General features: G+C 68.6%; 28 protein-coding genes. 15 read left to right on the forward strand and 13 right to left on the reverse strand.

Annotation, left to right across the window (positions count from 1 at the left end):
- Nucleotides 1-12: 12 nt before the first annotated feature.
- Together FHT32_RS12040 and FHT32_RS12045 are read right to left on the reverse strand one after the other, a co-directional pair.
- Nucleotides 13-981, reverse strand: coding sequence for a tripartite tricarboxylate transporter substrate binding protein (locus tag FHT32_RS12040; RefSeq protein WP_176664850.1), 969 nt, complete (start codon nucleotides 979-981; stop codon nucleotides 13-15).
- Nucleotides 982-1,024: 43 nt separating this feature from the next.
- Nucleotides 1,025-1,465, reverse strand: coding sequence for an OsmC family protein (locus FHT32_RS12045; RefSeq protein ID WP_176664851.1), 441 nt, complete (start codon nucleotides 1,463-1,465; stop codon nucleotides 1,025-1,027).
- 238 nt (nucleotides 1,466-1,703) lie between these two features.
- Between FHT32_RS12045 and FHT32_RS12050 the strand changes: the two genes are divergently transcribed.
- A complete protein-coding gene (locus FHT32_RS12050) occupies nucleotides 1,704-3,401 on the forward strand; it encodes a long-chain fatty acid--CoA ligase (protein ID WP_176664852.1) in 1,698 nt (565 codons plus the stop codon).
- Between the two features lie 22 nt (nucleotides 3,402-3,423).
- Here the strand turns inward: FHT32_RS12050 and FHT32_RS12055 are convergent, their stop codons facing one another.
- Nucleotides 3,424-3,903, reverse strand: coding sequence for a tetratricopeptide repeat protein (locus FHT32_RS12055; RefSeq protein WP_176664853.1), 480 nt, complete (start codon nucleotides 3,901-3,903; stop codon nucleotides 3,424-3,426).
- Between the two features lie 143 nt (nucleotides 3,904-4,046).
- Here FHT32_RS12055 and FHT32_RS12060 point away from each other — a divergent pair, with 143 nt between their 5' ends.
- Both FHT32_RS12060 and FHT32_RS12065 read left to right on the forward strand, forming a co-directional pair.
- A complete protein-coding gene (locus tag FHT32_RS12060) occupies nucleotides 4,047-4,598 on the forward strand; it encodes a thermonuclease family protein (RefSeq protein WP_176664854.1) in 552 nt (183 codons plus the stop codon).
- A 94-nt stretch (nucleotides 4,599-4,692) separates the two neighbouring features.
- Entirely contained in the window at nucleotides 4,693-6,630 is a 1,938-nt protein-coding gene (locus FHT32_RS12065; RefSeq protein ID WP_176664855.1) for a PhoX family phosphatase, read from the forward strand.
- A gap of 12 nt (nucleotides 6,631-6,642) precedes the next feature.
- Here FHT32_RS12065 and FHT32_RS12070 read toward each other — a convergent pair whose 3' ends face one another.
- Nucleotides 6,643-6,885, reverse strand: coding sequence for a hypothetical protein (locus tag FHT32_RS12070; protein ID WP_176664856.1), 243 nt, complete (start codon nucleotides 6,883-6,885; stop codon nucleotides 6,643-6,645).
- Between the two features lie 169 nt (nucleotides 6,886-7,054).
- Entirely contained in the window at nucleotides 7,055-8,401 is a 1,347-nt protein-coding gene (locus FHT32_RS12075; RefSeq protein ID WP_176664857.1) for an NAD(P)/FAD-dependent oxidoreductase, read from the reverse strand.
- 177 nt (nucleotides 8,402-8,578) lie between these two features.
- Here FHT32_RS12075 and egtB point away from each other — a divergent pair, with 177 nt between their 5' ends.
- The 5 genes from egtB to FHT32_RS12100 all read left to right on the forward strand — a co-directional run bounded on the left by egtB (nucleotide 8,579) and on the right by FHT32_RS12100 (nucleotide 12,692).
- Complete coding sequence (gene egtB / locus FHT32_RS12080) at nucleotides 8,579-9,838, forward strand: ergothioneine biosynthesis protein EgtB (RefSeq protein ID WP_176664858.1); 1,260 nt, start codon at nucleotides 8,579-8,581, stop codon at nucleotides 9,836-9,838.
- 2 nt (nucleotides 9,839-9,840) lie between these two features.
- Nucleotides 9,841-10,863 carry an L-histidine N(alpha)-methyltransferase gene (gene egtD / locus FHT32_RS12085; protein WP_176664859.1) on the forward strand — a complete coding sequence of 341 codons (1,023 nt, stop codon included), beginning with the start codon at nucleotides 9,841-9,843 and terminating at the stop codon, nucleotides 10,861-10,863.
- 221 nt (nucleotides 10,864-11,084) lie between these two features.
- Complete coding sequence (locus FHT32_RS12090; protein WP_176664860.1) at nucleotides 11,085-11,369, forward strand: DUF427 domain-containing protein; 285 nt, start codon at nucleotides 11,085-11,087, stop codon at nucleotides 11,367-11,369.
- The gene (locus tag FHT32_RS12095; RefSeq protein WP_176664861.1) at nucleotides 11,366-12,121 is read left to right on the forward strand and encodes a 2OG-Fe dioxygenase family protein; all 756 of its coding nucleotides are present in this window, start codon (nucleotides 11,366-11,368) and stop codon (nucleotides 12,119-12,121) included. The genes FHT32_RS12090 and FHT32_RS12095 overlap by 4 nt, the downstream gene beginning before the upstream one ends.
- A gap of 130 nt (nucleotides 12,122-12,251) precedes the next feature.
- Nucleotides 12,252-12,692 (forward strand): universal stress protein, encoded by a 441-nt coding sequence (locus FHT32_RS12100; RefSeq protein WP_007833935.1) that lies wholly within the window; start codon nucleotides 12,252-12,254, stop codon nucleotides 12,690-12,692.
- 74 nt (nucleotides 12,693-12,766) lie between these two features.
- Here FHT32_RS12100 and FHT32_RS12105 read toward each other — a convergent pair whose 3' ends face one another.
- The gene (locus tag FHT32_RS12105; protein WP_176664862.1) at nucleotides 12,767-13,417 is read right to left on the reverse strand and encodes an RluA family pseudouridine synthase; all 651 of its coding nucleotides are present in this window, start codon (nucleotides 13,415-13,417) and stop codon (nucleotides 12,767-12,769) included.
- 199 nt (nucleotides 13,418-13,616) lie between these two features.
- Here FHT32_RS12105 and FHT32_RS12110 point away from each other — a divergent pair, with 199 nt between their 5' ends.
- Nucleotides 13,617-14,819 (forward strand): MFS transporter, encoded by a 1,203-nt coding sequence (locus FHT32_RS12110; protein ID WP_371132167.1) that lies wholly within the window; start codon nucleotides 13,617-13,619, stop codon nucleotides 14,817-14,819.
- On the opposite strand, the gene FHT32_RS12115 is transcribed toward FHT32_RS12110, so the two are convergent.
- Genes FHT32_RS12115 through FHT32_RS12125 form a run of 3 tightly spaced genes read right to left on the reverse strand, consistent with a single transcriptional unit; the run spans nucleotide 14,816 to nucleotide 15,530 of the window.
- On the reverse strand, nucleotides 14,816-15,103 hold the full coding sequence (locus FHT32_RS12115) for a 2Fe-2S iron-sulfur cluster-binding protein (protein WP_176664864.1): 288 nt from the start codon (nucleotides 15,101-15,103) through the stop codon (nucleotides 14,816-14,818). The two genes, FHT32_RS12110 and FHT32_RS12115, sit on opposite strands and share 4 nt — an antisense overlap.
- Nucleotides 15,100-15,378, reverse strand: a complete 279-nt coding sequence (locus tag FHT32_RS12120; protein ID WP_176664865.1) for a VF530 family DNA-binding protein — start codon at nucleotides 15,376-15,378, stop codon at nucleotides 15,100-15,102. Before FHT32_RS12120 ends, FHT32_RS12115 begins: the two co-directional genes overlap by 4 nt.
- Nucleotides 15,378-15,530, reverse strand: coding sequence for a hypothetical protein (locus FHT32_RS12125; protein WP_176664866.1), 153 nt, complete (start codon nucleotides 15,528-15,530; stop codon nucleotides 15,378-15,380). Before FHT32_RS12125 ends, FHT32_RS12120 begins: the two co-directional genes overlap by 1 nt.
- Nucleotides 15,531-15,616: 86 nt before the next feature.
- On the opposite strand from FHT32_RS12125, the gene FHT32_RS12130 reads away from it, so the two are divergent.
- From FHT32_RS12130 to FHT32_RS12140, 3 genes are all read left to right on the forward strand, one after another.
- On the forward strand, nucleotides 15,617-16,135 hold the full coding sequence (locus tag FHT32_RS12130) for a GNAT family N-acetyltransferase (RefSeq protein WP_176664867.1): 519 nt from the start codon (nucleotides 15,617-15,619) through the stop codon (nucleotides 16,133-16,135).
- 1 nt (nucleotide 16,136) lies between these two features.
- Nucleotides 16,137-16,823: a PepSY-associated TM helix domain-containing protein gene (locus tag FHT32_RS12135; RefSeq protein WP_176664868.1), complete on the forward strand. Its 687-nt coding sequence runs from the start codon at nucleotides 16,137-16,139 to the stop codon at nucleotides 16,821-16,823.
- A gap of 102 nt (nucleotides 16,824-16,925) precedes the next feature.
- Nucleotides 16,926-17,834, forward strand: a complete 909-nt coding sequence (locus tag FHT32_RS12140; protein WP_176664869.1) for a DUF808 domain-containing protein — start codon at nucleotides 16,926-16,928, stop codon at nucleotides 17,832-17,834.
- Nucleotides 17,835-17,864: 30 nt separating this feature from the next.
- On the opposite strand, the gene FHT32_RS12145 is transcribed toward FHT32_RS12140, so the two are convergent.
- The 3 genes from FHT32_RS12145 to FHT32_RS12155 form a co-directional block, all read right to left on the reverse strand.
- Nucleotides 17,865-18,611, reverse strand: a complete 747-nt coding sequence (locus FHT32_RS12145) for a hypothetical protein (protein WP_176664870.1) — start codon at nucleotides 18,609-18,611, stop codon at nucleotides 17,865-17,867.
- A 64-nt stretch (nucleotides 18,612-18,675) separates the two neighbouring features.
- A complete protein-coding gene (locus FHT32_RS12150) occupies nucleotides 18,676-18,888 on the reverse strand; it encodes a hypothetical protein (RefSeq protein WP_176664871.1) in 213 nt (70 codons plus the stop codon).
- Between the two features lie 32 nt (nucleotides 18,889-18,920).
- Nucleotides 18,921-20,111, reverse strand: a complete 1,191-nt coding sequence (locus FHT32_RS12155; RefSeq protein WP_176664872.1) for a YncE family protein — start codon at nucleotides 20,109-20,111, stop codon at nucleotides 18,921-18,923.
- Nucleotides 20,112-20,212: 101 nt separating this feature from the next.
- On the opposite strand from FHT32_RS12155, the gene FHT32_RS12160 reads away from it, so the two are divergent.
- The 3 genes from FHT32_RS12160 to FHT32_RS12170 all read left to right on the forward strand — a co-directional run bounded on the left by FHT32_RS12160 (nucleotide 20,213) and on the right by FHT32_RS12170 (nucleotide 21,810).
- The gene (locus tag FHT32_RS12160) at nucleotides 20,213-20,485 is read left to right on the forward strand and encodes a DUF2164 domain-containing protein (protein WP_126024178.1); all 273 of its coding nucleotides are present in this window, start codon (nucleotides 20,213-20,215) and stop codon (nucleotides 20,483-20,485) included.
- Between the two features lie 147 nt (nucleotides 20,486-20,632).
- Nucleotides 20,633-20,983, forward strand: coding sequence for a hypothetical protein (locus FHT32_RS12165; protein ID WP_371132168.1), 351 nt, complete (start codon nucleotides 20,633-20,635; stop codon nucleotides 20,981-20,983).
- A 26-nt stretch (nucleotides 20,984-21,009) separates the two neighbouring features.
- The gene (locus FHT32_RS12170; RefSeq protein WP_176664874.1) at nucleotides 21,010-21,810 is read left to right on the forward strand and encodes an enoyl-CoA hydratase/isomerase family protein; all 801 of its coding nucleotides are present in this window, start codon (nucleotides 21,010-21,012) and stop codon (nucleotides 21,808-21,810) included.
- A gap of 107 nt (nucleotides 21,811-21,917) precedes the next feature.
- On the opposite strand, the gene FHT32_RS12175 is transcribed toward FHT32_RS12170, so the two are convergent.
- Nucleotides 21,918-23,021 carry a M14 family metallopeptidase gene (locus FHT32_RS12175; protein ID WP_176664875.1) on the reverse strand — a complete coding sequence of 368 codons (1,104 nt, stop codon included), beginning with the start codon at nucleotides 23,019-23,021 and terminating at the stop codon, nucleotides 21,918-21,920.
- Nucleotides 23,022-23,055 lie beyond the last annotated feature (34 nt).

The following is a 23,055-nucleotide window of genomic DNA, read 5'->3' on the forward strand; positions in this document are numbered from 1 at the left end:
TTCTGCGCGGGATCAGTCCATCCGCGCGCCGGATGCCTTCACCGCCTTCTCCCAGCGCGGTGTTTCCGTCGCGAGGAAGCGCGCGAAATCCTCGCTGCCCAGGAAGGCCGGGTCTGCGCCCTGGCTCACCATGCGCTCGCGCACCTCGGGGTTGTTCAGCACCTGCTTGAAGGCGTCGCTCAGCTTGGCGACCACGTCCTTGGGCGTGTCCTTCGGCGCGAGGAAACCGTAGAAGCCCACCACCTCGAAGCCCTTGACGCCCGATTCTATGACGGTCGGGATCTCGGGCAGGGCGGGGTTGCGCTCGCGGCTGGTCACGGCCAGTGCGCGCACCTTGCCCTGCTTGTGATAGTTGGCCGCCTGCGGGATCGACTCGGCCATGAACTGCACCTGCCCGCCCATCAGGTCGGTGAAGGCCGGGGCGCTGCCGCGGTAGGGGATGTGCACCATGAAGATGCCGGTGGCGGTCTTGAACATCTCCGGCACCAGGTGGCTGATGCCGCCGTTGCCGGCCGAGCCGTAGTTGACCTGGCCGGGCCGCGCCTTGGCGTAGTCGATGAACTGCTTCAGGTTCTGCACCGGCAGCTTGGGGGTGACCAAGAGCGCCAGCGGCTGCATCGCGGTGCGCGCGATGGGCACGAAGTCGCGCTGCGTGTTGTAGGGCAGCTTGCTGTAGAGCGCACCGTTGATCACCGCCACGCCGGTGTTGGCCAGCATGAGCGTGTAGCCGTCGGCCGGGCTCTTGGCGACTGCATCGGCGCCCACCGAGCCGCCCGCGCCGGGCTTGTAGTCGACGATCAGCGGCTGGCCCAGCACGGCCTGCAGCTTGTCGGTCAGCAGGCGCGCGTGCTGGTCGAGCGGGCCGCCGGCCGGGAAGCCGATGACGATCTTGATCGGCTTGTCGGGAAAGGCGGCCATTGCCGCCGTGGCGCCGAGGCCGAGGGAAAGGGCCGCGAGCGCGGTCCGCAGGGGCTTGTTCATGATCCGTCTCCTTTTTGTTGGGAGACGATCATAAGCAGCGCCTTCAGCCGGCCAGCGTGGCTTTCAGCGTGATCTCCGGCACGCTCGCCAGCGCCTTCGACAGCGGGCAGCCGGCCTTGGCTGCGGCCGCGATCTGCTGGAATTTCGCCTCGTCGAGGTTGGGCACGCTGGCGTCGAGTTCGAGCGCGATGCGGTCGATCTTGAAGCCGTCGCCGTCCTTGGCCAGCCGCACGGCCGCGCGGGTGTCGATCTTCGTGGCCGCCAGGCCTTCCCGCTCCAGCGCGAAGGCGAAGGCCATCGTGAAGCAGGCGGCGTGCGCGGCGCCGACGATTTCCTCGGGGTTGGTGCCGCGCTTGTCGTCCTCGAAGCGGCTGGCGAAGCCGTAGGGGTAGTCCTTGAGGGCGCCGGTCTCGGTGCTGACCAGGCCCTTGCCGGTCTTGCCGGCGCCTTCCCAGTGAACGCTCGCGTGCTTTTCTACTGCCATGGAAGCTCCTTCGTTTGGGTGGGTGGATGGGGGGAAAGGAGAAGAGCCTGCAGGTATCGCGCGGAAGGCGGCGCCTGTCTGTAGTCGCAGAGCGCATCCGGCAGGGCCGGGCATGTGAGAAAAATTGGCGTCACCTAGGCGACGCCCCCGGGGGCTTCCCCGATGCGAGCGGCGGACGTGGCGGCTTAGGCTGGCGGGCATCCATCTTCCCGCCCTCCCGCCCCCGACCGTGACCACCATGGAACAACGCCCGCATTACAAGTTCTGGCCCAAGCGCCTCCCGCACTCGATCACCGTCCCCGCCACCTCGCTCTGGCACAACCTGGCCACCTCGGCCGCGCGCTACCCCGACAAGCCCGCGCTGGTGTTCTTCGGCCGCGTGACCAGCTACCGCGAGTTCGCCGCCCAGGTCGACCGGCTGGCCGGCACGCTGCATGCGCTGGGCGTGAAGCGCGGCGACCGCGTGATGCTGGACATGCAGAACTGCCCGCAGCTGGTGATCGCGCATTTCGCGATCCTGCGCGCCAACGCGGTGGTGGTGCCGGTCAACCCGATGAACCGGGCCGAGGAGCTCAAGCACTACATCACCGACCCCGACGCCAAGGTGGCCCTCATCACCGGCGACCTGGCGCCCGAGCTGGCCAAGGCCAGCAACGCGCTGCCGCCCGAGCAGCGGCTCGACCACATGATCGTGACCCAGTTCACCGACGCCTTCGACGCCGACGCCTCGGGCGACGATGCCCCGGCGCCCGCCTGGAAGGAATGGCTCACCACCCGCCACCCGCTGCCCGCGCTCGATGGCGGCACGGTCATCGCCTGGACCGACGCGCTAGAGGCCGGCCACCCGCCGCCCGAGCACGTGGTGGGAGCCAACGACATGGCGCTGCTGCCCTACACCAGCGGCACCACCGGCCTGCCCAAGGGCTGCATCCACAACCACTCCAGCCTGATGCACAACGCCGTCGCCGGCCAGATGTGGGGCGGCTCCACCTCCGAGACGGTGGTGCTGGCCGTGGTGCCGATGTTCCACATCACCGGCGTGGTGAGCATGATGCACACCGCCATCCTCGCGGCGGCCACGCTGATCATCATGCCGCGCTGGGACCGCGACGTGGCCGGCCGGCTCATCTCGCGCTGGAAGGTCACGGCCTGGACCAACATCCCGACCATGGTCATCGACCTGATGGCCAGCCCCAACTTCAAGGACTACGACCTGTCGAGCATGACCTACATCGGCGGCGGCGGGGCCGCCATGCCGCAGGCCGTGGCGCAGCGCCTCCTCGAGCAGTACGGCCTGAAGTACCAGGAGGGCTACGGCCTGACCGAGACCGCCGCTCCATCGCACACCAACCCCTCGGACCACCCCAAGCAGCAGTGCCTGGGCATCCCGTTCATGAGCACCGACGCGCGCGTGGTCGACCCCGACACGCTCAAGGAAATGCCCATCGGCGAATCGGGCGAGATCATCATCCACGGCCCCGAGGTGTTCCAGGGCTACTGGAAGCGCCCCGACGCCACGGCCACCGCCTTCGTCGAATTCGAGGGCAAGCGCTTCTTCCGCTCGGGCGACATGGGCCGCATGGACGAGGACGGCTACTTCTTCATCACCGACCGCCTCAAGCGCATGATCAACGCGAGCGGCTTCAAGGTGTGGCCCGCCGAGGTCGAGCTGCTGATGTTCCGCCACCCGGCCATCCAGGAAGCCTGCGTCATCTCGACCAAGGACGACTACCGCGGCGAATCCGTCAAGGCCGTGGTGGTGCTGCGCCCCACCCACAAGGACACCACCGAGCAGCAGATCATCGACTGGTGCCGCGAGAACATGGCCGTCTACAAGATCCCGCGCAAGGTGCAGTTCGTCGACGCGCTGCCCAAGAGCGGGAGCGGAAAGGTGATGTGGCGGCTGCTGCAGGAGGCGGAGAGCGAGGCGAAGTGAGGCGAAACGAGATCGGGGCCTTTCACTTGCGGCCCAGCGATTTCAGCAGCTTCCCGGCTTCTTCTTTTCCCGCTGGCGTGACGGATGCCGCCGCCACCGCCTTCGTGAGGTAGTCGACAACCTTGCGGTGGTTCTTGTGCGGGCCTTCCCAGAGGAAGAGGCGGCCCAGTTCCAGTGCCGCGTCGCCATCGCCTCCGGCGTAGGCGCGCTCGAACCAGAAGCGGGCCCAGCGGAAGTTGCCTTCGTCGCGGTAGCAGATGGCGAGGTTGGCGCAGCCCGCCACGTCGCCCGCCTTGGCCGCCTTGCGGTACCACTGGCGGGCGGCGGTGCTGTCCTGCCTCACGCCGATGCCGTGGTCGAGGAAGTAGCCGACGCTGTTGAGCGCATGCGTCTCGCCAGCGGCCGCCGCCTTGAGGAACAGCGACAGCGCCTTCTTGTGCGCGCCGGAGTCCCATGCGTCGTTGGCGGCGGAAAACCAGTCGTCCCGGGTGGGTTCCTGCATGTGCGGGGTCTCCTTCGAAGCGGCCGTTCCGCAAAGAACGCGAGAAAGAAAAAAACTGTGTCCCGATCTTTGCCGGCGCACGGATCACTTAGCCTTGATCGGTTTGGCGATTCTGCCAATCTCCAGGTCTTTCCGGCTCCTTCATGCACTTTCGCGCGCTGCTTTCCAGTCTTCTCCTCTTCGCCCTTCCTCTTTTCTCCCAGGCCGCACCCCGCGACTGCCTCGTCGTCGGCATCAGCGACGGCGACACACTCACCGCCCGCTGCGGGCGCATCGGCGCCTACGAGCGCGTGAAGGTGCGCATCGCCGCCATCGACGCGCCGGAAAAAGCCCAGCCCTACGGCCAGCGCAGCCGGCAGGCGCTGAGCAGCATCTGCTTTCGCGAGCAGGCGCTCATCACCGAGATCGACACCGACCGCTACGGCCGCACCGTCGCCGACGTGAGCTGCAACGGCGAGGACGCCGGCAGCCGAATGGTGGCCGACGGCTGGGCCTGGGTGTACGACTACAACCGCCTTGCCACCAGGCGCGGCGGCGGGCTCTTCAAGCTGCAGGAAAGCGCCCGGGCCCGGCGCGCGGGCCTCTGGGCCGACCCTCGCCCGACGCCGCCCTGGGAGTGGCGCAAGGAGCAGCGCGAGGAGCTGCGGGAAGGGCAGCCGCACTGGGGCGGCAGCCATTGGGGCAGGCTCTTCTGATTGCCCCCGGGGCCTCTGCGACCGGCCTCATGTCACGGCGGATTCACGGGAGGGCAGGACCATGTCGGGTTCCCACAATCCCCGCGACAACGACATGGCAAAAGACTTCGCCCGCATGGAAGACTCCAATCCCTGCGCCAACCCCACCATCCATGAAGTTTCCGACCCGGCCCGGCGCGTGTTCGTGCGCGGCGGCATGGCGGCGGCGGTAGCCGGGCTCTTCGGCCCGCTGGCGGCCGGCACGCTGGCCGGCTGCGCCACCACCGGCGGCAGTGGCGGCAACGTGAGCGGCGTGGGCCGCGCCATCGGCTTCAAGAGCGTGCCCATGGCGGCCGTCGACACCGTGGTCGTGCCCGAGGGCTACAGCACGCAGGTTCTCTACCGCTGGGGCGACCCGACCGGCATCGCGGGCGCCATGCCCGCCTTCAAGGCCGACGGCTCCAACACCGCCGAAGAGCAGGCGCTGCAGGCCGGCATGCACCACGACGGCATGGCCTTCTTTCCGCTCGAAGGCTCCAGCCGCGGCCTGCTGGTTCTGAACCACGAGTACGTCGACGACGGCCTGCTGCACCCCGACGGCATGAAGACCTGGACGCCAGAGAAAGTGCGCAAGTCGATGAACGCGCACGGCGTGTCGGTCATCGAACTGCAGCGCGACGGCGCCGGCAGGTGGACCCAGCTCACGCCTTCGCGCTTCGCCCGCCGCGTCACCGCGCTCACCCCGATGACGCTGACCGGCCCCGCCGCCGGCCACGCCATGCTGCGCACCGCTGCCGATCCCTCCGGCACGCAGGTGCTGGGCACCTTCAACAATTGCTCCAACGGCCACACGCCGTGGGGTACCTACCTCACCTGCGAGGAGAACTTCGCCGACTACTTCGAGGGCACCGACACGCCCGACGCCCACCAGAAGCGCTGGGGCATCAGGAAGGGCAACGGCGCCAAGTACCGCTGGCACGAGCACGAGGCGCGCTTCGACGTGTCGAAGCACCCCAACGAATCGAACCGCTACGGCTGGGTGGTCGAGATCGACCCGCAGGACCCCGCCTCCACGCCGCGCAAGCGCACCGCGCTGGGCCGCGCCGCGCACGAGGGCGCCGCCACCGCGCTCACCGACGACGGCCGCGCCGTGATCTACATGGGCGAGGACTCGCGCTTCGAATACATCTACAAGTTCGTGAGCCGAGACGCGGTCAAGCCCGGCGGCGCAGCCGCCAACCGCGACCTGCTCGACCACGGCACGCTGTACGTGGCGCGCTTCGACGTGGACGGCACCGGCGAATGGCTGCCGCTCACGCAGGGCAAGGGCGGCCTCGTGGCCGACAAGGGCTTCGCGACCCAGGGCGACGTGCTCATCAAGGCGCGCCAGGCCAGCGACCTGCTGGGCGCCACGAAGATGGACCGTCCCGAATGGACCACGGTGGACCCGCTTACCAAGGAGGTCTACTGCACGCTCACCAACAACAGCAACCGCGGCGGCGCCGGCCAGCCCTTCATGGACGCGGCCAACCCGCGCTCCAACAACACGATGGGCCAGATCATCCGCTGGAAGGAAAGCGGCGACCTCGACGCGACCAAGTTCGCCTGGAACCACCTCGTGCTCGCGGGCGACCCGAAGCAGGTGCGCTACGAGGCGCAGGGCAACGTCAAGGGCGACTTCTTCGGCAGCCCCGACGGCCTGATGGTCGATGCGCGCGGCGTGCTGTGGATCGAGACCGACGTGTCGACATCGACGCTGGGCAAGGGCGAGTACGCCAACATGCCCAACAACCAGATGCTGGCCTGCGACCCGACCAAGGGCGAGATCCGCCGCTTCCTGCTCGGCCCGGCCGGCTGCGAGATCACCGGCCTCACCGCCACGCCCGACCTGCGCACGCTATTCATCAACATCCAGCACCCGGGCGAGCCCGCCAACGAGCGCAGCGACCCCGATCGCCCGCTCGCCGTGTCGAAGTGGCCCGACGGCGCAGGCCGGCCGCGCTCGGCGACCATTGCCATCACCAAGAACGACGGCGGCGTGATCGGGACCTGAAGAAGGCGCCCCTCAGCAGCTTCCCCAGCATCGCAGCGAGGGCACGAAAAGCCCCGCCGCGAAGCTGACGGCGCAGAAGAACAGTAGGATCAGCGCCGCCAGCTTCAGCCCCTGGGCGCTCCAGCGCGGTGCAAAGGTGCTGATGAGGCCCGAGGCGAAGCTGCCTTCGAGCCGCTGCGCGCCGCCCCAGCGCAGCACCCAGAGGCAGAACAGCGCTTCGGCGGCATGCGCTGCGATCCATAGGGTCAGAGACATGGAAGGCCCATTTTTCTGCCCCGCGTTCGCGTGACCCGCGACGCATAGAACTGGCGCAGCCGGTTGGCGGGACACCGCGGAACCGGCTTTGCCGGCCCGCCGGTGTCGCCCCCGGTGAGGGGGTTGGCGAAGCGACACGAAGTGCGCGAAGCCTGGGGGAGTTCCACGGTCAGGATTCGCTCTTGCCTTGCACATCGGCTACCACGCGAGCGTTGCGCTGGAAGCTCCAGTAGGCGCTGGCCCAGTCCATCATCACGACGATGCGGTTGCGGAAGCCGATCAGGAAGTACGCGTGCGCGAACAGCCAGAACAGCCATGCGAGCCGGCCGCTGAAGCGCAGCGGGCCGAAAGGCGTGCCCAGGTCGACCACCGCGGAATTGCGGCCGATGGTGGCGAGGTTGCCGTAGTCGGCATAGCGGAACGGCACCGTCGGCTGGCCCGCGATGCGGCGCAGGATGTTGGCTGCCGCCGCGCGCCCCATCTGCTTGGCGCCGGGCGACACGCCCGGCACGGGCTTGGGCGGCTTGCCGGGCGCATGGCTCATGGCGGCGGCGAGGTCGCCGACCACGCTGATCTCCGGGTGGCCCGCGAGGCTCAGGTCGGGCTCGACCTTGATGCGGCCCGCGCGGTCGCATTCGACGCCCGTGGCGGTGCCCAGCATGCGGCCCAGCGGCGAGGCCGCCACGCCGGCCGCCCACACCACGCAGCTGCTATCGATTCGGTAGCTGGTGACAGGCGCTCCGTCTGCGCCGCCACCGGTCTGCACTTCGAGCCCGTTGGCATCGATGGCGGTCACGCGCGCGTTCAGGCGCACTTCGACGCCCAGTCTTTCCAACTGCTCGAGCGCCTTCTGGCTCAGCGATTCGGGCATGGCCTGGAGCACGCGCGGGCCGCCCTCGACCAGCAGCACCTGCGCGCTGCCGGGGTCGATGTGGCGGAACTCGCCCGACAGCGTGTGCTTGGCGATCTCGGCCAGCGTGCCCGCCATCTCGACGCCCGTGGGCCCGGCGCCGATCACCACGAAGGTGAGCAGGGCGCGGCGGCGCTCCAGGTCGGCCGTGATCTCGGCGTTCTCGAACGACAGCAGCACGCGGCGGCGGATCTCGAAGGCGTCGGCCAGCGTCTTCAGCCCGGGCGCGACGGTGGACCACTCGTCGTGGCCGAAGTAGCTGTGCGTGGCGCCGGCCGCAACGATCAGGTGGTCGTAGGGCACGCGGTCGCCGTTGGCCAGGTGCACCGACCGGGTGGACGGATCGATGCCGCTCACCTCTCCCAGCAGCGTGGTGATGTTCGGCTGCTTGCGAAAGAGCCCGCGCACAGGCGCCGCGATGGACGGAGCTGCGAGTCCCGCGGTCGCCACCTGGTACAGCAGCGGCTGGAACAGGTGGTGGTTGGTCTTGTCGATCACCGTCACGTCGACGTCTGACTTCTGCAGCTTGCGCGCCGCTTCGAGTCCGCCGAATCCGCAGCCGACGATGACGACTTTGGGCCTGCCCGAGGGGTTGATCGTTTGCATGCGTCGGATGATACGCAGCCGCCCTGCACGCCCCGGCGTCTTGTGCCACAGTGGCTGCCCCTTGCGCTCGTTTGCGCTCTTTGCCGAAGTCGCGGCGGCAGGCCTGCGGCGTTTTGTCCTACGCGCCGCCGCGACCCGGATGGGCTACAACTTGCGGCTGACCCGACTGGAGATTCCATGACGCTTTCCCGGCCGATCACTCAGGCGGCGGGCGCGCTGCGCGACAGGTTCCGCGAAGTGCGCGCCACGAGCCTGGCGCTTGCCGCCCCGCTTTCCGCCGAAGACCAGTGCATCCAGTCCATGCCCGACGCGAGCCCCACCAAGTGGCACCTCGCGCACACCACCTGGTTCTTCGAAAGCGTGCTGCTGCAGCCGCATGCCGGCGGCTACCAGCCTTTCGACGCGCGCTTCCTCTACCTCTTCAACTCGTACTACGAGGCGCTCGGCCCGCGCCATCCGCGCCCGCAGCGCGGCCTGCTCACGCGGCCCTCTCTGGAGGAGGTGCACGAATACCGCCGCCATGTGGACGAGGCGGTGGTGGCGCTGCTCGAGGACGGCGGCTTCGACTGGACCGTGATCGAGCCCATCGTCACGCTGGGCCTGAACCACGAGCAGCAGCACCAGGAGCTGCTGCTCACCGACATCCTGCATGCGTTCTCGTGCAACCCCATGCTGCCCGCCTACAAGCCGGCAGGCGGGCCCGCCCTGCGGCTTGCCGCCGTGCCGCCCGCGATGCGCTGGATCGAGCAGCCCGGCGGCATGGTCGAGGTGGGGCACGACGGCACGGGCTTTTCCTTCGACAACGAGACGCCGCGCCACCGCGCGCTGCTGCAGCCCTACGCGATTGCCGATCGCCTCGTGAACTGCGGCGACTACGCCCAGTTCATCGCGGACGGCGGCTACCAGCGGCCCGAGCTGTGGCTGTCCGACGGCTGGGCCGCGGTGCAGGCCAACGGCTGGCGGCATCCGGCCTGCTGGCTGGCGCAGGACGATCCGAGGCTGCGCTTCGCCGGGTCTTCGTCGCCGCAGAGCGCCGGCGGCTGGCATGTGTTCGGCCTGCACGGCGTGCGGCCGATGGAGGCGGATGCACCCGTGTCGCAGCTCAGCTTCTACGAGGCCGCCGCATACGCCGAATGGGCCGGCGCGCGGCTGCCGACCGAGTTCGAATGGGAAGCCGCATGCGACGCGCCGGGCATCTCGCAGATGACGGGGCACGTCTGGCAATGGACGCGGTCGTCGTACGACCCGTACCCGGGCTTCAGGCCGCTGGCGGGCATCGCGGCCGAATACAACGGAAAGTTCATGGTGGGGCAACTGGTGCTGCGCGGCAGCAGCGTCGCCACGCCAGCCGGGCATGCGCGGCCCAGCTATCGCAACTTCTTCCCGCCGGCGGCGCGCTGGCAGTTCACGGGGCTGCGGCTCGCGAAAGACCTCTGATCATGCGCAATCCAATTTCCTCGTCCTCGCTGTCGTCCTTCGTGCCCGCGACGGCACGGCAGAAGCCGGCAGCGTCGCCCTCGCAAGCGGCGGCTGCGACGCCGCCTCTGTCGGAGTTCGGCCGCGAGATGCAGGCGGGGCTCGCGCGCTCGCCGCGCAGCGTCTCGCCGAAATTCTTCTACGACGTGGCCGGCTCGCAGCTGTTCGACCGCATCTGCGAGCTGCCCGAGTACTACCCGACGCGCACCGAGTTGCGCATCCTCGGCGAGTGCGCCGGCGAGATCGCCGGGCAGATCGGGCCGAACGCGGAGATCGTCGAGTTCGGCGCGGGGTCGCTCACCAAGGTGCGGCTGCTTCTCGATGCACTGGAAACGCCCAGGCGCTACCTGCCCATCGACATTTCAGGTGAGCACCTGGAGGCGGCGGCCGCGCGGCTGAAGGCGGACTATCCGGAGCTGGTGGTGCAGCCCATCGCTGCGGACTACACGATGCCCTTGGTGCTGCCCGCGCCGATGGCTGGCTCCGGTCGCCGTGTGGGGTTCTTTCCGGGCTCGACCATCGGGAACTTCGAACCTGACGAGGCGCTGGCCTTCCTGCAGCTGGCTGCGCGGATGCTGCGCGGGGGCGGGTTGCTGATCGGGGTCGATCTGGTGAAGGATCCGGCGCGGCTGCATGCTGCGTACAACGATGCACAGGGGGTGACTGCGGAGTTCAACCTCAATCTGTTGCGGCGTGCGAATGCCGAACTGGATGCCGACTTCGATCTCGATGGGTTCTCGCATGCGGCGTTCTATAACGCGCCTCGGCAGAGGATCGAGATGCACCTTGTGAGCCGGCGGGATCAGAGCGTTTGCCTGAACGGGCAAGTGTTCGGGTTTGCCGAAGGGGAGACTATTCATACGGAGTACTCGCACAAGTTCACTGTGGAAGGGCTTCGGGGGCTGGCTGTGAGGGCTGGGTTTCGGCCTGGGGCGGTTTGGACTGATCCGGAGAGGCTCTTCAGCGTTCATTGGCTGGCTGCTTAGCCTTGTGAGGGGTTTGCTTCCCGGGGCCGAGACCCGGCCTCGGGAAGCAATCACCCAACAGCGTCCCACCGAGGCAAGGCCAACGAAAGTGAAGCCGGCCCCCGGCTCCAGAATCCAAACCCTCTACAGGGTAGATAGAAGCCAAGGAAGCCCAACCCCGCAGCAGCGGCACAATATCCTTCGAAAGCGGCACCCGGCCGCCCCCGGAGACCCCAAGCACCATGAAAGCAACCTGGAACGGCGTAACCATCGCCGAAAGCGACGACACCGTCCTCGTCGAAGGCAACCATTACTTCCCGATGAGCTCGCTCAACCGCGACTTCGTCACCTTCAGCAACCACAGATCCACCTGCCCCTGGAAGGGCACCGCGAGCTACTACTCGCTCCTGGTCAACGGCGAGCTCAACACCGATGCCGCCTGGTACTACGCCGATCCGAAGCCCGAAGCCGAAGAGATCCGCGACCGCGTCGCGTTCTGGAAGGACGTGAAGGTCAGCGCCCAGTGACCACCGCCGCCTTCGCTCCTCCGTTCATCGCCCCGGCCGAGCTGCCCGCCGCGCTGCGCGACCAGGGCTATGCCGTGCTGAGCCCGCAGGGCGTCAGCGAATGGCTCGGCGTTCCGATCTCGCAGCTCGAGGCACTGCACGCCGACTGGAATGGCCTTCCGCCCGACGACTACCTGAAGGACGGCGGCCGCTACCGTACGCGGCGCCATGCCTGCTTCACGGTCGAGGCCGACGCGCAGGCCTCGCTGGCGCAGGTGCCGCATCGCGCGCACTGGCAGCCGGTCGAATACAACGCGCTGCACGGCGGCATGCAGCGCTGGTTCGCGCCGATGCTCGAGGGCACCGTTGCACAGCCCGTGTGGCAGCGGCTGCTGCAGCAGCTCGGCAGGGCCAGCAGCGAGATGCGCGGCTCGGCGCAGCGCTGGTACGTGGAAGCGCACCAGTTCCGCATCGACACCGCCGGCGGCATCGGCCGCCCCACGCCCGAGGGGGCGCACCGCGATGGCGTGGATCTGGTGGCGGTGGCGCTCGTGGGGCGGCACGGCATCAAGGGCGGCGAGACGCGCGTGTTCGAAGCCAACGGGCGTCGCGGCGAGCGCTTCACGATGACCGAGCCGTGGACGCTGCTGCTGCTCGACGACGCGCGCGTGATCCACGAGTCGACGCCGATCCAGCCGCTCGAAGAGGGCGGCGAAGGCTGGCGCGACACGCTGGTGATCACCTGCCGGGCAGAGGGTTTCCAGGGGGATTGACGCCCTGCAATACGGGGGCTTGCCCTTGCTGGTACGAGTCCTACAGCCCGCGCCGAGCAACAGCGGTTAAATTCGGGGCCCCGGTCCGGTATGGGCCGAGTCTGTCTGCGAACGAAAGCGAGGTCCCGCCATGTTCAATCACATCCTGGTTCCGATCGACGGCTCCGAAACTTCCATGCTCGCCGTCAGCAAGGCCAGCGGCCTCGCGCTGGCCTTCGGTAGCCGCATCACGCTGATCCACGTGATCGACAACTACCCCTTCATCGGCGTGGGCGCGGACTACGCGCTCGGCCAGAACGAATACCTCGCGGCGGCCACTGCCAGTGCCAATGCCGCACTGGCGCGCGGCGTGGCGGCGCTCGCGGCCGAGGGCCTTCACAGCGACCAGCGCGTGATCGACGGCCACGTGGTGCACGAAGGCATCGTCGACACGGCCATCGCCATCGCGGCGGACCTGATCGTGATGGGCTCCCACGGCCGCAGCGGCATCGAGAAACTGCTGCTGGGCAGCGTGACGCAGCGCGTGCTGCAGGACGCGAACATGCCGGTGCTGGTCGTCAAGGGCGGCTGAGCGGCAGCGGCAACGACGGCAACAACGCAAACCGCGGCGTCTGTAGCGCAATCTAGGAACGAACGGGCGGAGCCTCAGGCGAACCCGGAGGGCCGCTCGAAGCGAAGCACTTCGCCCGTCGCCGGATGCACGAACCCCAGCTCGCTCGCATGCAGCATCAGCCGCGGCGCTCGTGCCTGCAGCGCGGCATCGCCGTACAGCGCATCGCCCAGGATCGGATGGCCGATCGACAGCAGGTGCACCCGCAGTTGATGTGAGCGGCCCGTCAGAGGCTCCAGCAGCACGTGCGTGGCGGCGGGCTCTCCCGGCAGCACTGAAAGCGCCTTCCATCGCGTGACGCTGGGCTTGCCGGCAGGGTCGATCTTCTGCAGGGGGCGGCGCGGCCAGTCGGCCATCAGGGGCGCGTCGATCGCCGACCAATCCTCCCGCAGCGGCATTTCGCCGTCGACGACGGCTTCGTAGCGCTTGTGCACCCTGCGTTCGGCGAATTCGGCGCTCAGCGCGCGCTGCATCTCGATGCCCCGCGCCATCACCACCAGTCCGCTGGTGGCCATGTCGAGGCGGTGCACGATGAGCGCGTCGGGCCACTGCCGCGTGGCGCGCGCGCTCAGGCAGTCCTGCTTGTCCTCGCCACGGCCGGGCACGCAGAGCAGGCCGGCGGGCTTGTCGAGCACCAGCAGGTGGGCGTCTTCGTGAACGGGTTGCAGCGGCGGCGGGGCGGTCATGGGAGCCGCCGAGTGTAGACAGGCCCCGGCCGCCGCTTGCTGGCCCTCACGCCCCGCTCATCCGGCCTCGGCTATCCTCGGGCGAATGTCCGGCCCCGCCCCAGTCTCTGCTTCCTCCTCCCCCGACGCCCAAGCCCCATTGCCGGCTGCGGCGATTTCTCCCCCCAGCTTCTCCGACCTGACGCGCGAACGCCCGTTCATGCAGATGTGGACTGCGCGCCTGTTCGGCACCGCCGCCTCGCAGATGCTGCTGGTGGCCATCGGCTGGCACATGTACGAACTCACCGGAAGCGCCTGGGACCTGGGGCTGGTCGGCCTCTACCAGTTCGTGCCCGCGCTGGTGCTGGCGCTGCTGGCCGGCCACGTCGTCGACCGCCACCATCGCGGGCGCATCGTGGCGGCCTGCTTCGCCGTGCAGGGGCTGGTGGCGTTGGTGCTGCTGCTGGCGGTGCTCGAGAAGCACGACACGCGCGGCCTGCTGCTGGGCCTGTCGCTGGTGCTGGGCGCGGTGCGGGCATTCCAGATGCCGGCGCAGCAGGCGCTGACGCCGCTGCTGGTGCCGCCTTCGATGCTGTCGCGCGCGATGGCCTTCAGCTCGGCGGGCATGCAGGGCGCGATCATCGGCGGGCCGGCCCTGGGCGGCCTGCTGTTCGTGGCGGGCATGGCGGTGGTGTATGGCGCCAGCGTGGTCTTCTTCGCCATCGCCTGCGCGCTGGTGCTGCGGCTGCGCTACGCCTACACGCCGGCCGCGCGCGAGCCCGTCACGCTGGCCACGGTGTTCGCGGGCGTCGATTTCATCTGGAAGCGCAAGCCCGTGCTCGGCGCCGTCTCGCTCGACCTGTTCGCCGTGCTGCTGGGCGGCGCGGTGGCGCTGCTGCCGATCTATGCCAAGGACATCCTGCACACCGGCCCCTGGGGGCTCGGCCTGCTGCGCAGCGCGCCGGCCGTGGGCGCGCTGGTGATGTCGATCGCGCTCACGCGCAGGCCGGTGGAGCGCAACGTGGGGCGCACGCTGTTGCTGGCCGTCGGGCTCTTCGGGCTGTGCATGGTGGTGTTCGGCATCTCGAAGAGCTTCATCGTCTCGCTGATTGCGCTTGCGGTCTCCGGCGGCGCCGACATGGTCAACGTGGTGATCCGCCAGACGCTGGTGCAGCTGGAAACGCCCGATGCCATGCGCGGACGGGTGAGCGCGGTCAACTCGATCTTCATCGGCGCGAGCAACCAGCTCGGCGAGTTCGAATCGGGGGCCACGGCGGCGCTGCTCGGGCCGGTCGGCTCGGTGGTGGTGGGCGGCGTGGGCACGATGCTGGTCGCGCTGAGCTGGTTCAGGATATTCCCCTCGCTGGCGCACCGCGACCGGCTGGTGGTGGCGGCGCCTTCGGTCAGGCCGCCGAGCGCCTAGTCTGCAAACAGGGCGCGTGCGCCCGGCACTTCGAGCGTGATGTCGCCGAGCGCCTGCGCCACGCAGGGCAGGATCCAGCCCTCGGCCTTTTCCTCGGCGCTCAGGCCGGGCCATTCGATGATGTGGCGGGTTTCGCCCGCGAGCCGCAGGCAGATGCAGGTGCGGCAGGTGCCATTGCGGCACGAGCTCGGCAGTTCGATGCCGGCGGCCTCGGCGGCCTTCAAAAGGGTGGTTTCGGCGTCGGTCTCGAAGTCGAGGCCCGAAGGCTCGATCCGGACCTTCATGGCTGTTGCTGCTGTTGTTGCTGCTCGCGGCGTTGCTCGCGCAGCATGAAGAGGTAAAGGCTCTCGACTTTCTCGCGCGCCCATGGCGTCTTGCGCAGAAACTTGAGGCTGGAGCTCACGCTCGGGTCGAGCGTGAAGCAGCGGATGGGAACGAGCTCGCTCAGGTGCTCCCATCCGTAGTAATCGGCCAGCGCCGTCACGATGGCCTCCAGGGTGACCCCGTGCAGCGGGTTGCGCGGCTGGGGCCTGGGGGCGGGCGCTGGCGCTTCGCTCATCACTTGTTCTTGAGCTTGCCGCGGGGAATGACCTCGGTCGTGACCGTACGGACCGGCTCGAAGCCGCCACCGGTGTTCACGGGCTTGGGCGGCGAGCTGTCCTTCTTCGGTTTCTTCGCTTCCTTGTTGCTGCGTTGCTGACCCTTGGCCATGTCGATTTCTCCGGTTGTTGCGGCAATGCGGCGTGCAGTTTAGCGGTGCGGCGACAATATGCGGTTCCATTCGATTTCCCGCATTCATGTCAGATTACGAAGTTCGCCCCGCGACCCTGCGCGACGCCAAGGCCGTCGCAGAAATCCACGCTCTCGCCGTCAAGGCCGCCTACGAGGGCATCCTGCCCGAGGAAGAGCTGCGCGCCCTGGCCCCGGCCAGCCGCGAAGCCAAGTGGCGCGAGGCCATCGAATACAGCGAGCCGCAGGTGTGGGTGGCCGTGTCGGGCAGCGAGATCATCGGCTTCGTCGGTTTCGACCGCTCGCGCGACCCCAAGACGCCGCCCACCACCGGCGAGATCTGGGCCATCTACGTCAAGCCCGAGCACTGGGGCAAGGGCGCGGGCGTGGCCCTCTGGGACGCCGCGCGCGAAGGCCTGGAGGAAGAGGGCTGCACCACGGTCACCATCTGGGTGCCCATCCGCAACGAACGCGCCATGCGTTTCCACGAACTCGCGGGCTTCAAGCGCGAGATGAAGACCGCCAAGACCACCGCCTTCGGCACCGTGCGCGTCGAAGAGATCCGGCTGAAGCGCGCCGTGGCCTGACATGGACGCCGCCGGCAGCAACACCCTGGGCCACGCCGCGCGCGTGCGTTCGCACCAGCGCCGCACGGCCGCCGTGCAGTGGATTCGCCGCACCCACGGCTGGTTCGGCCTCTGGGGCGCGGTGCTGGGGCTGCTGTTCGGCTTCAGCGGCATCTGGCTCAACCACCGCAACGTGATGAAGCTGCCGCAGGCCCAGGAACGTACGCGCGCCCAGCTTTCGCTGCCCGATCCGGCGCCGGAAACGCCCGAGGCCATGAGCCGCTGGCTGCAGGAGGCGCTGCGCATGAGCGGCCCGCCCAATTCCAGCCGCATCGAGCCCGCCAAGCCCGTCGCATGGGCCGACAAGAGCGACAAGAACGCGCCCGCGCTCACGCAGCCGGCGCACTGGATCTTCAGCTTCGGCGGTCCCAGCGAGATCGTCCAGGCCGAGTACTGGCAGGGCAACCGCTCGGTGGGCGTCACCACCACGCACAACGGCATCGTGGCCACGCTCACCAACATGCACAAGGGCGGTGCCATGCCGCTGCCGTGGATCCTGCTGGTCGACACGCTGGCAGGCAGCCTGATCTTCCTGTCGATCTCGGGCGTGGCGCTGTGGATGCTCACGCATCGCCGCCGCCGCGTGGGCCTGGCGCTCTTCGGCGCCTCGCTGGCGGCCATGCTGGCCATTGCGCTGAGCGCGCTCTGAGCGCGCTCTGAGGGCCAGGGCGGCGCCGGCGTACGGGTATTGCCGGGGCGCAACCCGGCTGCGGATAAGCTCGCCGCTTTCTTTTCAGCCCGAATCCTGCCCATGGCCTCCAGCCTGCTTCTGCTGCTCGACGACATCGCCACCGTTCTCGACGACGTATCGGTCCTCACCAAGGTAGCCGCCAAGAAGACGGCCGGCGTCCTGGGCGACGACCTCGCGCTCAACGCGCAGCAGGTCACCGGCGTCAAGGCCGAGCGCGAGATCCCGGTGGTGTGGGCCGTGTGCAAGGGCTCCTTCGTCAACAAGGCCATCCTCGTGCCGGCCGCGCTGGCCATCGGCACCTGGCTGCCCTGGCTGGTGACGCCGCTGCTGATGATCGGCGGTGCATTCCTCTGCTTCGAAGGCGCCGAGAAGCTGGCACACAAGTTCCTGCACAAGGAAGAACACGACACCGACACGCAACGCCACGAGAAGGCCATGGCCGATGCCTCGGTCGACGTGGTTGCGATGGAGAAGGACAAGATCAAGGGCGCGGTGCGCACCGACTTCATCCTCTCGGCCGAGATCATCGCCATCACGCTGGGCACCGTGCAGGGCCAGCCCTTCACCACGCAGCTGACCGTGCTGGTGGGCATCGCGCTCATCATGACCATCGGCGTCTACGGCCTCGTGGCCGGCATCGTGAAGCTCGACGACGCCGGCCTCTACCTGAGCCAGCGCGCGAGCGCGGGAGCGCAAGCCCTGGGCCGCGGCATCCTGGCCGCGGCGCCGTGGCTCATGAAGGCGCTGTCGGTGGCCGGCACGGCCGCGATGTTCCTCGTGGGCGGCGGCATCCTCGTGCACGGCGTGCCGGCGCTGGGCCACGCGGTCGAAGACTGGGCCAAGGCCACGGGCGGCGTGTTCGGCACGCTGGGCTCGATGGGCGTGAATGCGGGCGTGGGCCTCGTGGCCGGTGCGATCGTGCTGGTGGTCGTGGAACTGATCGGCAAGATGCGCGGCAAGAAGGCTTGATACGGCCCGGCTGCCCGGCTGACCGACTCTTCACAGGCCCCGTTCGACGACCGTCACCCGGGCGCCAAGCGCCTCGAAGCGCTGGACCAGGTAGTCCTTCGCCGCGACGCTTGGGTTGTCGGCCAACAACTCCAACGGCAGCTGATGCTTGAGCTTCAACAGGGCTGCGCCCGCCAGGTGCCTGTAGTTCGAAAGCTCCTTGAGCGCGGTCAGCACCTGCAAGGGCTGAGTGCCCAGATCCGTCAGATGCACCGTGTAGAAGAGGACCGTTGACGCAACGCCGTCCGGTAGAGCCGGCACATCGACCTCGATGCGCTCCATCAGCATTCGAAGATTCGGGAACAACGGCTGCGGCGACCAGCGTCCGCTTCCATGCCAGTCCCAGAGGACGGGTACTTCGGGCTTGCTGATGTCGCCGATCAACGGATCGCCGTCCGCGGTGTGCAGAACCACCCAATGCGGCTGCCATTGGCCCTTGGCCACGGCGTCGCGCCACACCAGATGTTCCGGCGTGCTGGCTGCCTGGTCCAGGATGAAACGGTAGCCCTCCATTTGCGCCATCAGGCCAGGCTCATCGAAAGCGCCCGAGCCCGTGAGCTCGCCGCGCCAGCCGTCGCGCCAACCCGTCTCGTCCAACACCAGGGACTGCGCCTCCACACTGCGGCACCAGGCGAACCACTCCTGGATCGGCGGGGGCAGAGGCGGCAGCGTGAACTGTGCAGTCAGCGAGGCCTGAATGGCCGGTCGGCCAGGCCAGTTGTCGCGGGTGAGTGCCATGAATGCCTCAGGATTTTTCTGCAGTGGACCGACCAGGCGGCGGGTGCCGCCGCCTCAACGGGCCCTACTGACGCTTCCTGCCCAGCTTCAACAGCTCGACCACAATCAGCACCACCCCCAGCACCACCGCGAACCAGCCCACCAGATAGGCCCCCGCCACCATCTCGAACCAGCGCGTGCCCTGCAGGAAGCGCGGCCCCAGCAGGACGGCAGCGCCGATCACTAGGCAGAGGATGCCGCGTTCGAGCGTGCGGAGAGGTCGTTTGGGCTGGGCCATGGGTCTTCGTTCTTTCGGGGGAGGCTGGTCTGTCAGTGCGTCATTTTCCCGCGCATCGCGGCCGGATGGCCCTGAAGCTGGAACGACTGGCCCGTGGGCACCAGCGTGTCTCCATCGAGCCGCAGGATGGTGATGTCCTGGTCGATGAAGTTGCCCACGTACAGATACCGGCCATCGGCGCTCCACACCGCGCCCTCGGGCAGCCCGCGCACCACCACCTCGTTGGCGCGCGTGACCTTCTTGCCGTCGATCTTCAGCAGCACCACCGAGCCGTTGCGGTTGTAGAAGTAGGCGTTCTTCGCCGCGTTGCTGCCGCGCAGGATCACGGCCACCGCATGCCGGCCGGTCGGGCTCACGGCCAGGCCCTCGGGGCCGTCGCCGACCACCACCTTGTCGATCACGCGCGGCGGCGCGGCTTCCAGGTCGATCACGCTGACCGTGTCGACCTGTCCGTCGGAGGCGCCCGAGTTGCCGTTGTCGGCGGTCAGCGCGAGCTTGCCGTCGGGCGTCACGTCGACGTTGTAGGGCCACAGGCCGGCGGCGAGATCGACCTTGTTGTAGCTGACCTTCTCGCCGTTCACGTCGAGCAGCGCGATCTTGTGGCTCGGAAACTTGGCCGCCAGCGCGCGCTTGCCGTCGGGCGTGAAGCGCACGTGCGCCACCGAGTCGCCCATGGCCACCGTGTCGACCAGCGTCACCTTCTTGCCCGAGATGCGCAGCACGCTCACCGAGTTGTCGGCGCGGTTGGCCACCAGCGCGAGGTCGCCTGCGCGGTTGATCGACAGGCCCGAGGGCTGCCTGCCCACCTGAAGGGTGTCGAGCAGCTTGGGCGGCGTGGTGGTCAGGTCGATCACGAAGAGCCGGTTGTCCGGCACCTGCTTGCGCGCGCCGTTCTCCTCGACCACGTTGAGCGAGTTGGCAACCAGCGCCAGCGTCTCGCCGGGCGTGATCGCGAGGTTGGTCGGCGGGCCGGCGATGGTGTTGTCCAGCTGCAGCGTGCCGAGCACCTTGGGAGCGAGCGGATCGGTGCCGATGTCCAGCACCTGCACCGTGTCGCGCCCCATTGGCCCGAGGATCACCGCGCCGGCGTCGTTCCACGACTGCTTTTCGTCGTTGGCCACCAGCATCAGCTGGCGCTGCGGCACGGTGGGGGTGAGGTTCGTGCAGCCGACGAGGGCGGCCAGGGCCGCGAGCGCCGCGAGGGTGGCAGGGCGGAACTTCATGGTGTGCGTCTCCGGTGTTGTTGTGAGCGCGCATGGTAGCGAAGGGCGGGGCCGGTGCCCTGCACAATCGACGGCCCGAACCTCCCGAGGACAGAAGACCCATGACCATCGAGATCCCGAAAGAAGCCCGCCAGCAGGCCATCACCTCCATCGAGCGCTATTTCCGCGAGAACATGGAGGAGCCCATCGGCAACGTCGCGGCCGGCGCGCTGCTGGGCTTCTTCCTCGAGGAGATCGGGCCGCTGGTCTACAACCGGGCGGTGGCCGAGGTGCAGGAGCGGCTGCAGGCGCGCGTTTCGGAGATCGACCTCGAGGTACACGAGGACGAGTTCCAGTACTGGCGTAAGTTCGACAAGCAGAAGAAGGGCCGCTAGCAAAGCCGGGCGGCGTGGTGCCTGCGCATCGCGGCGGGTTCGGAAATGCTTCAAAACGTTGCAGAATTCGGGGCCATGCACCTTCACCGCACTTTCCAACGCCGCGCGACTTCCCCCGTTCTGCGCGCTCTCGCGGCCTTGCCCCTCGTGCTCGCCGCATCCTTCGCCACCGCACAGCAGGATCCGTCGGGCTTTCCGCTCGACTCGGTCGGCTACCTGAACGAGGAGCTGCCCCGCATGGAGGCAGCCATCGCCGCCAAGGACCGCAGCTTCTTCCACGGCGCGATGGTCCGCACGCTGGAGTTCTCGGAGCGCTGGGGCTTCAAGAGCAAGGCCAATCCCGAGCTCGCTGCATACCCGATGTGCACGGCGGCGGTGATGGACTACGCTGTGGTCGGCATGTGCAGGCTCACGCCGTCCGACGAGTGCGAGCCGGGCCTGGCCTCGCGCTTCGACGCGAACGTGCAGCGCTGCCGCGAAGTGGCCGCGAAAAAATAAGCGAACAACCGGAAGAGACACTCGCCATGGACTACGCCGCCCGCTACAGGACCCTCGCCATCGAGCGCCGTGGGGCGAACGGCGCGGTGCTCGACATCCGGATGCTGGCGGCCAACGGCAAGCTGCCCACGGCGGGCCATGACGGGCATCGCGAACTCGCCGAGATCTGGCGCGACGTGTCGGCCGACGACAGCGTGCGCTGCGCGGTGCTGCGGGGCGAGGGGCTGGGCTTCTCGGGCGGCGGCGACCTGGCCATGGTGCAGGACATGACCACCGACGACGCGGTGCGCCAGCGCGTGTGGCGCGAGGCGCGCGACCTCGTCTACAACATCGTCAACTGCGACAAGCCCATCGTGAGCGCCATGCACGGCCCTGCGGTGGGCGCGGGCCTGGTGGCGGGGCTGCTGGCCGACATCTCCATTGCCGCGAAGAACGCGAAGATCGTCGACGGCCACACCCGCCTGGGCGTGGCGGCGGGCGACCACGCGGCCATCGTCTGGCCGCTTTTGTGCGGCATGGCCAAGGCCAAGTACCACCTGCTGCTGTGCGAGCCGGTGAGCGGCGAGGAGGCCGAGCGCATCGGCCTCGTGTCGCTCGCGGTGGAAGAGGCCGACCTGCTGGCGCGCGCCTACGAGGTGGCCGACCGCCTCGCAGCCGGCAGCCAGAGCGCCATCCGCTTCACCAAGTACGCGTTGAACAACTGGCTGCGCCAGGCCGGGCCGACCTTCGATGCATCGCTGGCACTCGAATTCATGGGCTTCGCGGGCGCCGACGTGCGCGAGGGCGTCGCATCACTGCGCGAGAAGCGCGCGCCGGACTTCAGCTGAGGTTTTGATTTTTCGCGAGACACCGCGGAACCGGCTTTGCCGGGCCGCAGGTGTCGCCCCCTGAAAGGGGGTGGCGAATCGACGCGAAGTGCGCGAAGACTGAGGGGTCAGCCCGCTTTCAGGCCCTGCAGCGTCTGCAGCAGCACCACGCGGGTCTGCCCCAGGATCATTCCCTTCCACTCGTCGTTGTCGCAGTAGAAGGCGTCGCGCAGCCGCGTGCGGATCTCGCGCTTCTGTGCTTCGGGGGCCTCGGGGTGGCGGCGCAGCCAGGTGTCGGCGCGCAGGCGGGTCAGCACTTCGCCGTCGGGCAGGGTGCCGAACTCGAGACCCATGGGCGCGATCTTCGCGTTCGGGCATTCGTCGTACGCGGTGGAGATCACCGGGCCCGACACGTCGGCCGAGGCCGAGTCGCCTGCGAAGGGCGCGAACACGTCGGCGCCCCACCAGGCGTGCGCGCGCGCCAGGTCTTCGGGCGTGTTGCGGCCGGGGTAGATCTTCTCTCCGTGGCCGTAGGGGCCCAGGCCAGTGTGCACGTCGATCCAGCCCAGGTGCGTGGCCGAGGCGGCGTACTTGCGCAGGATATTGCGGATGGTCCCGTTGCTCCACGAAGGCGCGGTGCCGCCGTAGAACAGGCCGTCGGGCGAGGTGTACTGGCCGCGCGTCACGGCGGCGCGGAAGGCGCGCATGCCGTGCTTCGCCACGTATGCGGCCACGGCCGCCTCGTCTGCGGACGTCGGCGGCCAGGTGGCGGGCAGCACCAGGGGTTCGACCTCGGCGTACTCGGCGTTCACCGGAAGCGGCGCATTGAAGTCGATGTGGTTGCGGTTCAGGTCGATGTTGTCTTCGTTCGTGCGGTGCAGGTGCGAGAAGCCGTGCGGATTGATCGCGTGCACCAGCAGCAGCGAGACGCCGGCCTGCTCCAGCCGCGAGAGCAGGTCCGCATCGTTGAGCGTGGCGATCTGCGTGCCCGAGCCGCAGAAGCCTTCGGGGCCGTGCGTGCCGGAGCTCACCAGCAGCACCTTCTTCGCGTCGATGGCGCCGACCAGCGCGACGTCGGTGGCCAGCTCTTCGCCGAGCGCGCCCCTGTGCGCTTCCATCACGAAGGACTCGACGGCGGCGCCGCGCTGCGCCGCGGCTTCCAGGAACTTGGCGCGGGCCTCGACGTACGTGCCCGAGAAGAACCGCGTGGCGGCAGTGGGTTGTGCTTGCATGAGGTGGGTACTCCTGTGCTTGGCGTGCTTGGAA

It is taken from the genome of Variovorax sp. SG517 (genome assembly GCF_013376045.1).
Taxonomy (GTDB): Bacteria; Pseudomonadota; Gammaproteobacteria; order Burkholderiales; family Burkholderiaceae_C; genus Variovorax.